This window comes from Sphingobacterium sp. UBA7038 (genome assembly GCF_002494055.1).
Classification (GTDB): Bacteria; Bacteroidota; Bacteroidia; order Sphingobacteriales; family Sphingobacteriaceae; genus Sphingobacterium; species Sphingobacterium multivorum.
The window spans coordinates 311,976-324,655 of the sequence record NZ_DLAV01000039.1 but is presented as its reverse complement, the minus strand read 5'-3'; the positions used below and the strand labels follow the sequence as shown (position 1 = coordinate 324,655).

Here is a 12,680-nt window from a genome sequence, read left to right as displayed (position 1 = left end):
GTTCACTGATTTTTTGATTTTAATACCTATAAAGTCAAAAATAAAGTAGAAACAGGAAAACAATTTTGAATTTTCAAGATTATAGCAATATAATGAGAGCTAAAATAGACGCAACAACCTTCATAACTAAACTCTTTTTTTCGATAACGCTCGTACTAACGGTGTCCATGGCTTTTGCCCAAAACAAGACCGTAACCGGTACAGTTAAAGATGCAAAGACCAAGAATCCTATACCCTATGCTACCGTAGCCGTCGTTGGCGCTCCGGCTTCTGCTGGAACCACGACGTCGACCAATGCAAATGGTGAATTTAAACTTGTCTTTCCAACATCGTATGTAAAAATCAGAGCAAGTTACATTGGGTATGACAGCAAAGACGCTTTTGTTACGAATGATGCAACGCAAACAAAAGAAATTCTGATGGATCAACAGGACAACATGCTGGAAGAAGTTGTTGTCAAGGCCACAAAGAAAAAATACAGCAACAAAGATAATCCTGCTGTCGCACTGATCCGAAAAGTCATCGAGAATAAGGAGAAAAATAGACTTTCAGGACAACAATATGCTGAATTTGACCAGTATGAGAAGATGTCTTTAGGACTGAGCAATCTTTCGGAGAAATTCGTCAATAAAAAAATATTCAAAAACTATCAATTTCTTTTTGAAACGGACGACTCCGCTAAAACAGCCAACAAATATGTTTTGCCTGCCTTTATTGAAGAAAAAATGTCCAAGGTATATTACCGTAAAGATCCAAGCAAAACCAAACAGTATATCCTTGGTGACCAACGGGCACAATTTGACCCTAGATTTATTGATAATGATGGTCTGACAGCCTACTTCAATAAACTGTACGAACAAGTTGATATTTACGACAACAACATTTCATTGGTTACCAATCAGTTTTTAAGTCCAATTGCTAATTCCGCTCCTACTTTTTATAAGTATTTTATAACGGATACCATTAAGACTGTTCAACCCTGGTTGGTCGAATTAAGCTTCTTTCCACGCAACAAGGCCGACATGTTATTTAAAGGTCAACTGTATGTGACGTTAGACGGCAATTATGCGGTGCAGGGCGCCAATATGACTGTGGCAGATGATATCAATCTAAACTTTGTACGTGACCTTCAGATACAGCTTAAATTTGAGAAAGACAGCAAAAGTCGCTTCTACCTAAAAACAAGTACCCTGGGTATCGATTTTTCTTTAACGGAAAAAGGCATGGGGATCCGCGGAAGTCGTACAGTTGATTACAACAATTACAAAGTCGGCATTCAGCGTCCTGATAGTACCTATGATGGTCCATCTACGGTCATTGCCTATAATGTAGAAAATAAGAAAGCGATTAAAACATTGTTTGAAACACAACGTCCGCTTGTCCTTGCGCAAAACGAACTGAATATTTATCATAATATTGATACCTTACAAAAGATCCCTTCATTCCGTTCGTTCATGGATATCGCTGCCTTATTGCTGTCAGGATACAAACAGGCCGGCCCAGTTGAGATCGGTCCAGTCAATACATTCTATAGCTTTAATCCCGTAGAAGGTTTCCGTTTACGTGTCGGCGGACGTACAACAGAAGCGCTAAGCAAGCGTTTCTATGCTGAATCGTATGCGGCCTATGGTTTTAAAGATCAGAAATGGAAATACTTTTTCAGCGGTACCTACGCATTTAACAACAAATCGGTCTACTCCTTCCCAATGCACTACATCAGGGCCTCTTATAAAAAGGATACGAAGATTCCTGGACAAAAACTGGAATTTATTCAGGAAGACAACTTCTTGCTGTCTTTCAAACGCGGTGATAATGACCGTTACATTTATGAGACAAATTACGGCTTAGAGTATAAAAAAGAATTTTTAAACCACTTGGCTATTGGCGCGGCATTCAATATCAACAGACAAACACCTGCTGGAAGCCTTACCTACCAGATGGTAGATGCCAACAATGAAAGTAGACTGTTTAATGAATTGAACTCGACAGAAGTATCCGTAAATTTCAGATATGCTCCACATGAAGAGTTCTATCAAGGCAAGATTTACCGGACACCTATATTCAATCAATATCCGATCTTCACGCTCAATTATACTGCTGGAATCAAAGGATTGGCTAAAGGTGAATACAATTATCACAACTTTAATGTTGGTGCATTCAAACGCTTTTATTTTAGTCAATTTGGATTTGCTGACGTAACAGCTGAAGGCAACTATATTGCAGGTAAAGAGATCCCATTCCCTTTCTTGACAATCCATCGTGCCAATCAGACCTATGCTTATCAATTGAACTCGTATAACTTAATGAACTTCCTGGAGTTTGTTAGTGACCACAATGCCTCATTGAACGTGCAGTATTACATGAACGGTTTTCTGTTGAATAAAATTCCTTTGATCAAAAAGCTTAAATTACGTGAAGTATTTAGCTTCAAAGGTGTATATGGCGGACTGCGCAAGGAAAACAATCCTGACGATCCTAACTATGGCTCAAAGGTATTCACTTGGCAGCACAATGCAGAAGGTGTACAGAGTTCTTATACCTTCGGTTCAGAACCTTATATGGAAGCCAGTATCGGTCTATCCAACATTTTTAAAATATTACGCGTGGACTACGTAAAACGTCTAAATTATCTTGATCACGTCGATGCACCAGCTTGGGGTATTCGTGCGCGGGTCAGATTTGACTTCTAATAGTTTCCATAAATTTATAGTATAATTTGAAGCCCTGTTCATATAAATGACGGGGCTTCTTTTTTTGCCCTAGGCTTCCGCAACATAGGCTCCCCCGCCAACGATTTCTGGACGAAATAGCGGGGAAAGCTTCGTACCTGCTTCGTACCTTATTCGGAGATACAACAGATGTTGTACAGATGTTGATCAGATTCCGACCAGCCCCTGACCAGGAATTACCTGGTCAGGGGCTGGTCAATATTTATTGCAAGATTGTCGCCTTCCGAAGCTGGTACGAACACAATACGAGGAAAGCCCCACTGCATCAGGCCTGCAGACACAAAAACCGATGGCTTATGAACAAAAAAATCCCCCTTGCATAGTACAAGGAGGATAAAATTAGCATATGACGATGGTTAGTTTTTATGTTTAAATGCATCCACACCACTTTGTAGGAATGCCTTGTACTCTTCTACATTGTAGTTGGCACCACTCTGGGGCACCAGTTTTTTGCCCGTCGGATCGACAATAACGTACAGCGGCTGCGAATTGCTATCGAATGTAGCCGCTTGAAAATCGCTGTTTTTCTTGCCGATGGTATTGATCTTTTTGCCACTATACTTTGAAACAAATTGTTCGTTTGCAGCCAGCTCGGTTTTATCATCCACAAAAAGTTCGGCCATCACAAATTCTTCTTTTAATAATTTTGCCACAGCTTTGTCCGTCCAGACATTCGCTTCCATTTTACGACAATTGACACAATTCCAGCCCGTAAAATCAATTAAAACAGGCTTGTTTAATTCTTTAGCCGTAGCTAAGGCCTGGTCGTAATCATAATAAGGATCAAATCCCTTAGGCGTGCCTCTGTCATGAAAAATTTCAGCATATTTTTTCACCTTTCCATCTGAATGCGCAACAGCTCCGGCACTTACACCCGAAGAAAGATCAAAATCTTGTGTTGCCGATGGCGGTAAAAAAGCGGAAATTGATTTTAAAGGCGCTCCCCATAAACCTGGCACCATATAGACCACAAAAGAAAAAACAACAATGGCCAAAATAGTTCGAGGAACAGACAGGAATTTCAGCTCACTATCATGGGAGAACTTGATCTTGCCAATCAGGTATAGCCCCATCAACGCAAAAATAGCAATCCATAGCGACAGGAACACCTCTCTATCCAACAAGTTCCAGTGGTAAGCTAGGTCGACATTGGATAAAAATTTCAACGCTAAAGCGAGTTCCAAAAAGCCTAAAACGACTTTTACACTATTCAGCCAACCGCCAGATTTCGGCAAGGATTTAAGCATCGAAGGAAACATCGCGAACAAACCAAAAGGAATGGCCAGGGCAATGGAGAATCCCAGCATCCCAACTGCTGGACCCAATCTCTCGCCTTTCGAAGCTGCCTCAACCAACAGTGTCCCTATAATCGGTCCCGTACAAGAAAATGAAACCAAGGACAAACTGAAGGCCATAAAGAACAACCCCACTAATCCACCTTTATCCGATTTGGCATCCATTTTATTGACAAAGGAGCTTGGCAAGGTAATTTCAAAAGCACCAAAAAAAGATGCCGCAAAGCCCACCAACAACAAAAAGAAAATGAAGTTGAAGATACCGTTGGTGGAAAGTGCATTGAGTGCATCAGACCCGAATGCGATCGTGATAATCATCCCCAGAGCCACATAAATCACAATAATAAATAATCCATATAACAGGGCTTTACTAATACCACTGGCACGACTCCCCGCCTGTTTGGTAAAATAACTCACCGTCAGCGGTAACATCGGAAAAATACAAGGCATCAATAAAGCGGCAAAACCGCCTAAAAGGCCCGCAATAAAGATACTCCACAGCGATTTTTTGCCTTCTGCCCCAGCTTTGTCTACGATTGTCCCAGCTACCGATTTCATCTGGGCGGAATCGGCTTTTACGGTAGCGGTATCTGGAGACTCCTCAAAGGACAGTGAATCGGGACTTATCGTACCATCCGTAAACTCAAGCCCCTCCAACGTGTTTGTTGTATCCGCTTGGGCAAACATTGCCACAGGCGCAACCAACAACAACAAAAGGATTAATAATTTAAAATTGACTTTCATGTTGTGTTATTCTTAGGTATAAATTGGTTTTTGAATAAATGAAACCCGAGGAGCTAGAGACTCCCCGAGTTAACTATAAACATATGAAACTAAATCTTTTTAAGCACCAAATACCGGATTTGCCAATCTGCAGATCGGTTGAAAACCCGAGAAATCAACGTCCGTAGAAAGATACCCTTCTTTTACCGGCTCCTCTTTCACCAAATCGGTACTTAGGTATTTTTTGTTATCATCACAAAGTAAGGTCACCACGACAGCTTCATCGCCCAGCTCCTGCTGTAATTTAATCGCTCCGATTACATTTGCTCCCGAAGAGATTCCAACAGCCAATCCCAATTGGCGCGATAGCTTCTGCGCCATGATAATGGAGTCGCCATCGTTGGCACATACGACCGTATCGAGTTCATCCAAATCCACAATGGCAGGAATAAACTCATCAGATATTCCCTGAATACGGTGTGAACCTACCTTATGCCCTGTAGTTAAGGTTGGACTTTCTGCCGGTTCTAGCGGATGGACGCGGACATTTGGGTTTACCTTTCTTAAGCTTCTACCCACACCCATGACCGTACCACCAGTTCCCACACCAGCAACAAAAGAATCAGCAACTAAGCCCTGTTCCTCCAGTTGCTTTACAATCTCGTAACCGGTGGTTTTCTCATGCGCTTCGGCATTATATTGATTCTCGAATTGGCGTGGAAGAAAAACACCGCCCTTTGCAGCAAGCTCTTCACTTAAACGAATACTTCCTAAAAAACCACCTTCTTCTTTGCTTATCAGCTGTATATCGGCACCCATGCTGCGAATAATATCGGTACGCTCCTTACTCAACCAATTGGGCATAATAATCTTTACCTGATGACCAAGTGCTTTACCGATTGCTGAAAAGGCAATCCCTGTGTTGCCACTTGTGGCTTCAATGACAACATCACTCGGCCGGATCTGACAATTCATATACGCTTTGTATAAAATATAAAGCGCCATCCGATCCTTAATGCTACCAGTCAGATTGTAGTTCTCACATTTCACGAAAATTCGTCCGGGTTTACCTTTGTAAGTATACTGTAGTTCCAACATCGGTGTATTTCCGACCAATCTCCACAGATGTTTGAATCTCTTGTCCAATGCAGGTGACAAACACGCACTTAATAATTCTTGTTCAGCCATTTCTTATAAATGATTATTCTGTTGCAAAATTGACCATCGACAAGATAATATTCAACACATCACTATAATTTCAATAAAAATTAAATTAAAAGATATAAAAACCAATAAATAATTCAGAACAATAGCGTATTTTTACAACCGTACCGAAAATATTCAGATTATGGAATTGGATGAAATAGATGTAAAATTATTACGCCTCCTACAACAAGATGCCTCCATGAGCAATAAAGCGCTATCCTTTGAACTTAACAAATCTATCGCTGCTGTTCACGAACGCGTTAGAAAGCTAAAGCGGTTGGGCTACATCAAAAAAACGGTGGCAATTTTGGACCGCCACAAGATAGGCATTGGGTTAATTTCCTTTTCTCAGGTCTTTCTCAAGGCGCATACTTTTGAAGTGTTGAATGAATTCGAAAAAGAGGTAGCTAAATTTCCCGAGGTGATGGAATGCTACCAAATGGCGGGTTCTTACGACTTTATGTTACGTATCGCAACCAAAGATATGGATGCTTATCATATTTTTCTGCGGCATCGACTGGCCGTACTACCGCAAGTAAATACCGTACAGACCTACTTTGTATTATCGGAGACAAAAAGCGAGACGGCCTACCCCCTTTAATCTTTGTCTTAAAAACCCAAGGAATATTGCTGTCATATGCAATAGCATTATTGCATATGACAGCAATGAAAAACTAATTAATCGAACAACAAGGTTCCTGTCACATTCCAGCTACTAAAACTTGTTCCTTCAGGAGCTCCCTGTGGAATCTGCACCTGCATCGTATGGTCACCTGCTTTTAAATCCCCCAGATCAATGTAGATTGGTGGTGTTACTGTACCCGGGCACCAATTGGAGCGGCTTAGATCGGATGAAGACAGACCTGTGGCAAAATTGCCTGAAGCTGGGTTTGACAAACGGTACGAGCCACAATCATTACGCCACGGCGTGTATTTAAAGCGTAATGAATTGTCTAGGAAAATGCGGTTTTCCTTCGGCACAAACTCATCACCATTGCCCCAGCCTCCATGCCCTGTGGTAATGTAGCGTAATTGCACGTTTTTAGCGTCCTGGTCCAAATGAAACGAAACAGTAAGACCTTTCTCCTTATCAAACATAGATCCATACTCCTGGCCGCCCATTTCCATAACGTTGGTTGTGGTGAATAAAGACATCGTCTTTTTCAGACTACCTTTTGACTCGGCATCGAAACCCGGATGCACCGTCAGCTCCACACTCACCTCATGTCCATTTTTATCATAATTGCCAATGAAGGCGCCTACATAGATTTCCTGCTCGCTCAACAGACCAGCCAGTTCCGTTACGTCCTGACGGTACAGCACCGAATCTTGCCAAACCTTATCCTTTAACTGAAGATAGTTAAACTGCTTAACACCAAAGGGTGTAAAGAAACGCATCAATTCAACAATAGGTTCAAAAGATGCTGTTTTTACAACGCCTTGATAAGCTTTACCATTTCCATTTTCGTACTTAGGCAGGGTACCCATACCATTTTTCATGCCATCCAAAAAGCTCTGCGCTTTGTTGGTCGGGATGATAAAAACTGACCCGGTGCGATCGTAGGCATCACCTTTCGATTGTTCGACCAACTGCACAAATACATTATCGCTAGTCTTTATTTTTGGGATTTTCACCTTTTTTACCAAAACAGTCCCATTGGCAAAACGCAAAACAGAATCCGACTTTACATCATCCGCAAAACGTATACGCTCCTTCCGAAAAATAGGTATTTGGATAAAACGATTTTTCCAGATCAGATCTTTATACGAGAGTTCATCGTACAATTTTTCATTTCCTTTTAGCCGCAGTTGATCCGGTATCGTCTTGACCTTTTCTACTTTGGTGGCAAAAGTCCGTGTATTCCCATTGCGGATTACCTCAAGTACCAAACCAAGATCCTGACCAAGTTCCGTGGGTGCACCTTTTACCCCTAATTTATCGGTATACCAAACTTCTATTTTATTGGAATTGATGCTGGTCTCTACTTTTTTGCAGGGATAGCCCAAGATTGTTTTAGTCTCGTTTGTCGTGTTAAACTTTTGCTTCGAAAGCGCGAGCGAATCTTTGGTTAGAATGATTGATCCATCTTTGAGTTTAGCAATTTTAAGTAAGGCATTGCCTCCGGAACGCTCCACCACAACCCGTTCGTATGGCGGCGCCAACTGTCCCTGCATTTCCTTCGCTGAACTGACAAAAGTCTCCTTTTCATTGGCATAGACGAGGATGGCATTTTGATTGGCAGCTGTATTCCCATTGAAACTTTGGTTATATTGAATGACATAACTCGACAGCTTTTGCGCCTGCGACGACAATGACAAACATAAAATAGAGGTAAAAAGAATACTTTTCTTCATAGCATGTGTATTGGTTTAGATGCAAAAATAAGAAAGGCTTTAGGAATTCCTAAAGCCTTTCTTATTTTATGCTAAAACGTTTATTTGATCAACCAGATATCCAAGAGGTAGAATACCGCAAAAATCACCGAGGCATAACCATTGGTTGTCATAAAGTCACGATTGACCCGACTTAAATTAGTCGATGAAAACAGGGTATGCTGGTAAATCAGCAAGGCTCCGTAAAAGGCCACACCTAAATAATAAATCCAACCTACCAGCATCAAAAATGCTGGTATTAAAATAAATATAAAAGAAAACACGTGCAGACCTTCCGAAACGCGCATGGCTCCCTTCGTTCCCAACCAAACGGGTATAGAATTCAGCTGATTGGCCCGATCAAATGCTTCATCCTGCAACGCGTAAATAATATCGAAGCCGCTCACCCAGGTCAACACTGCGAAGCCATAAAGTACCGGAACAGTCGCAAACTGTCCTGTAATAACCATATATGCACCTATTGGAGCCAATCCTAGCCCTGCTCCCAATACAAGATGGCATAAGGGTGTTATGCGCTTCGTATAGGAGTAAAAAAGCACAACAAAAAGTGCAATGGGCGACAACATAAAGCAAAGAGAATTGATAAAATACGTCGCTGCGATAAAAATAAGGCAATTTACTAACGTAAAAATCAATGCATTTTTAGCAGAAATTTTTCCGGCAGGAATATCACGCATGGCCGTTCGCGGATTAATGGCATCAATATCGCGATCCAAATAACGATTGAATGCCATAGCGGCATTACGGGCCGTTACCATACACACGAGCATCAAAACCAATAATTTCCACGAAAAGGTGTAGTCCGTTGTATGCAATGCCAAAAAGAAACCGATGAAGGCAAATGGTAATGCAAATACACTATGGGCAAATAAAACTAAGGACAAGTATTTTTTCATCTGAACTTAAGATCTAGCTAAAATTGTTCGTTTCCTTCGGGTTCAGGGCGAACAAATCGGCCGTTAACTTCATCGATAGCCTCTAAAATAGGCTCATGCCCCATTTTCTTTTCTGCTGAAGTTAGGAAAATCGGCGGCACCTCTTCAAACCATTGAAGCAATGATTTTTTAAATTTCGCAATATTCACATCGGATTTGACAGTCGATTGCTTGTCTGCCTTGGTAAAAACCAACATAAAGGGTAAACCACATTCGCCCAACCAATAGCAAAAATCCAAGTCTATCTTCTGTGGTTCATGACGGCTATCTACCAATACAAAAACACATTGCAAATTGTCCCGATGGGTAAGATACCTACGGATGAACTTCTCCCATTCCGTGCGACTTGTTTTAGAGGCTTTGGCAAAACCATAACCCGGCAAATCCACCAGATACCAGGTATCGTCGATGATAAAATGATTGATCAACTGAGTCTTACCAGGCTTTTGGGAGGTCTTGGCAAGTCCTTTCTTGTTGGTCATTGCATTGATCAACGATGATTTACCGACATTTGAACGTCCGATAAACGCATACTCCGGCAAATTGGGTGCAGGTAATTTGTCAACTCTCGTGTTACTGCACACGAATTCGGCTTTTTTCACTTCCATGGAACAAAGGTACGTTAAATGAATCCCTTTGACAAGATGTGTACCGCTTCTATTCCATAAAAAAGCTCCGTCTCCTATTTAATTGGCCAGGGACTAAAATGTCCCCAATTATTTTTAACTTTCACTTCAAACGATTCATCAAACAACTGAGCGCATTCCGAAGATGCACTATGCGGTTGGGTATACGTCTTATTAGCCAAATAAAAGAAGTCCTGCATGCCATAAAAAAAATAAATCTTGTAATAAGAAGTCCAGTAGGTAAAATGGAAGCATCACCAAACAAGAAATTTTTCGGAGCTGCTGTAACAATTCAGCTGCTCAAGATACTAATCACATAAATAAACGTCAGTCTTTGGGAAAAAAGGAATATTTCTAACAAACTCAAAGAACGAATTAATTAAACCTTAAAATAGATGTTACTCGAAATCAATCATGTCACCAAAGATTACGCCAATCACCGTGCATTGGACGACGTATCCATTCAAATCCCAAAGGGTAAAATTTTCGGACTATTGGGGCCAAACGGGGCTGGAAAAACGTCCCTGATCCGTATTATTAACCAAATTACCGCGCCCGATTCCGGTGAGATTTTGTTTAATGGCGAAGCGCTGGGTCCACAGCATATTGCACAAATCGGCTATTTACCCGAAGAGCGGGGGCTGTACAAAAAAATGAAAATCGGCGATCAAATGTTGTATTTGGCGCAACTTAAAGGACTTTCCAAGCGAGAAGCCCTAGCACGCATCCAAGATTGGTGCCAGCGCCTGGACATCACATCCTGGTTGGACAAAAAAATTGAAGATCTCAGTAAAGGTATGCAGCAGAAAGTACAATTTGTCGCCACGGTCATCCACCAACCACAATTGATTATCTTGGATGAACCCTTTTCGGGATTTGATCCCGTCAATGCCAATATCATAAAAGAACAGATTCTCCGATTGAATCAAGAGGGGGCGACCATTATATTCTCCACACACCGTATGGAGACTGTGGAAGAGCTTTGCGATAATATCGCCCTCATCAACCGATCCAAGAAAATACTCGATGGTTCCGTACAGGCGATTAAAAAAGAATACCGAAATCAAACCTATCGATTGGAATATACAGCCAATGAAGATAATTTTCTTCTATCCGAAGACAGCCTATTTAAAGTCATCACGTCCACAAAGCACGACAAAACATACAACACTACAATTCAGCTAAATAACAATATTCATATCAATAATGTCTTAATGCGTTTCTTAGCCCAAATACAGCTCAACCAGTTGATCGAAATCGTTCCCTCTATGGCGGATATTTTCATTCAAAAAGTTACACAAGTCTCACCCCTATCTCAAGATCATGCATAAAATACTACTTATCATTCAACGGGAATACCTATCCCGTGTCAAGAAAAAATCTTTTATTGTCATGACTTTTGCCGTGCCATTGTTCTTTTTTGCATTGTATGCAGGCATGTTTTATCTGACAAAAAAGAGCTTTAAAGATTCACACACCGAAGTCTTTATTTTAGATGAACAAGGCGACTTTGCGGGAAAACTGCAAAGCAATAAAAATGTAAGTTATACAATCAGTAAACTGGATCTCCAGGCACAAAAAGCGCAGCTGACCCAAAGTGAAGGAAAACAGTCGATCCTTTATATCCCAAAAGATATTTTAACAAGCCAAAGAGCCGAACTCATTACCAGTGGCAAGACCAGCTTTGTCATACAGGAGATCATTAGCGGACAGCTGGAAGAGATCATCCGTGAAAAGGAATATAAAGCCAAGGGAATTGACCTGCAGATTATCCAGTCCATTAAGCCGAAAGTCAGCATCGATGCAAAAGAAATAACAGCCGACGGCGAAGAAAAGAACAGCAACACGGCCATTGCAATGGGCCTTGGTGTCGCTTTGGCTATCTTAGTCTATCTATCCCTGTTTCTTTATGGTGCCCAGGTAATGCGTGGTATTATCGAAGAAAAGAGCAATCGTATCATCGAAGTTATTATTTCCTCGGTCAAGCCCTTTCAGCTCATGATGGGTAAAATTGTTGGAATCGGTATGGTTGGACTGACCCAATTTGTGATGTGGCTTGTGCTTACCGGGGGCTTATTTATCACAGCAACGCTACTGTTTGTCAATCCGCAGGATATGCAGGAAGTAGCCGCTAGCCAACCTGGAGCGGGTAATATGAGTACCGTATCAAAAGCTATGGCCCAGAATGATTCCGCTTCGATCCTTACGTCGATCCAAAGCTTTAATTTCACGGAGGTCATCATTTTCTTCTTTCTGTTTTTTATTGCCGGATACCTATTGTATAGTGCTATTTTCGCCGCTGCAGGCTCAGCTGTCGACAACGAAACAGAGGCCAATCAGTTTTCCATGCCCATTACCATGCCCTTGCTATTGACCTATATTCTTTCTTTCGGCGTCATTATCAATGATCCCAATGGACCGATTGCAACATGGTTGAGCTTTATTCCATTCACCTCACCGATCGCCATGCTCGTTCGCATACCTTTTGGTGTACCCCTATGGCAGATCCTGACCTCGTTGACCTTGCTCATACTGACCTTTTTATTGGTAACCTGGGTCGCTGCACGTATCTACCGCGTCGGGATTTTGATCTATGGAAAAAAGGCAAATCTCAAAGAAATCATCAAATGGTTCAATTACAAAAGTTAGTTATGTACTGAACTAATTACGCATGGCTGTCGGATATCCCCGATCTATGTCAGCGCTCAACTAAAAGAACGGGGCCAAATTGCAAGCAATTTGGCCCCGTTCTTTTAAGCCCCCGATTAGGAT

9 protein-coding genes are annotated in these 12,680 nt (G+C 41.5%); 4 read left to right on the top strand and 5 right to left on the bottom strand.

What is annotated here, in order from left to right:
• Window positions 1-167 precede the first annotated feature (167 nt).
• Window positions 168-2,690 carry a DUF5686 and carboxypeptidase-like regulatory domain-containing protein gene (locus tag B3H30_RS22970; RefSeq protein WP_139145086.1) on the top strand — a complete coding sequence of 841 codons (2,523 nt, stop codon included), beginning with the start codon at window positions 168-170 and terminating at the stop codon, window positions 2,688-2,690.
• 395 nt (window positions 2,691-3,085) lie between these two features.
• On the opposite strand, the gene B3H30_RS22965 is transcribed toward B3H30_RS22970, so the two are convergent.
• Together B3H30_RS22965 and B3H30_RS22960 are read right to left on the bottom strand one after the other, a co-directional pair.
• Complete coding sequence (locus tag B3H30_RS22965) at window positions 3,086-4,768, bottom strand: protein-disulfide reductase DsbD family protein (protein ID WP_070569731.1); 1,683 nt, start codon at window positions 4,766-4,768, stop codon at window positions 3,086-3,088.
• Between the two features lie 99 nt (window positions 4,769-4,867).
• The gene (locus B3H30_RS22960) at window positions 4,868-5,935 is read right to left on the bottom strand and encodes a PLP-dependent cysteine synthase family protein (RefSeq protein WP_070569729.1); all 1,068 of its coding nucleotides are present in this window, start codon (window positions 5,933-5,935) and stop codon (window positions 4,868-4,870) included.
• 160 nt (window positions 5,936-6,095) lie between these two features.
• Between B3H30_RS22960 and B3H30_RS22955 the strand changes: the two genes are divergently transcribed.
• Window positions 6,096-6,554 carry an Lrp/AsnC family transcriptional regulator gene (locus tag B3H30_RS22955; RefSeq protein WP_046675839.1) on the top strand — a complete coding sequence of 153 codons (459 nt, stop codon included), beginning with the start codon at window positions 6,096-6,098 and terminating at the stop codon, window positions 6,552-6,554.
• A gap of 77 nt (window positions 6,555-6,631) precedes the next feature.
• Here B3H30_RS22955 and B3H30_RS22950 read toward each other — a convergent pair whose 3' ends face one another.
• The 3 genes from B3H30_RS22950 to yihA all read right to left on the bottom strand — a co-directional run bounded on the left by B3H30_RS22950 (window position 6,632) and on the right by yihA (window position 9,890).
• Window positions 6,632-8,308, bottom strand: a complete 1,677-nt coding sequence (locus B3H30_RS22950; protein ID WP_070569727.1) for a PNGase F N-terminal domain-containing protein — start codon at window positions 8,306-8,308, stop codon at window positions 6,632-6,634.
• Window positions 8,309-8,388: 80 nt separating this feature from the next.
• Window positions 8,389-9,243: a UbiA-like polyprenyltransferase gene (locus B3H30_RS22945; RefSeq protein WP_070569725.1), complete on the bottom strand. Its 855-nt coding sequence runs from the start codon at window positions 9,241-9,243 to the stop codon at window positions 8,389-8,391.
• 17 nt (window positions 9,244-9,260) lie between these two features.
• The gene (gene yihA, locus B3H30_RS22940) at window positions 9,261-9,890 is read right to left on the bottom strand and encodes a ribosome biogenesis GTP-binding protein YihA/YsxC (protein WP_046676372.1); all 630 of its coding nucleotides are present in this window, start codon (window positions 9,888-9,890) and stop codon (window positions 9,261-9,263) included.
• A gap of 413 nt (window positions 9,891-10,303) precedes the next feature.
• Between yihA and B3H30_RS22935 the strand changes: the two genes are divergently transcribed.
• On the top strand, window positions 10,304-11,239 hold the full coding sequence (locus B3H30_RS22935) for an ABC transporter ATP-binding protein (protein WP_070569720.1): 936 nt from the start codon (window positions 10,304-10,306) through the stop codon (window positions 11,237-11,239).
• Window positions 11,232-12,557 carry an ABC transporter permease gene (locus tag B3H30_RS22930; protein ID WP_046675835.1) on the top strand — a complete coding sequence of 442 codons (1,326 nt, stop codon included), beginning with the start codon at window positions 11,232-11,234 and terminating at the stop codon, window positions 12,555-12,557. The genes B3H30_RS22935 and B3H30_RS22930 overlap by 8 nt, the downstream gene beginning before the upstream one ends.
• Window positions 12,558-12,680 lie beyond the last annotated feature (123 nt).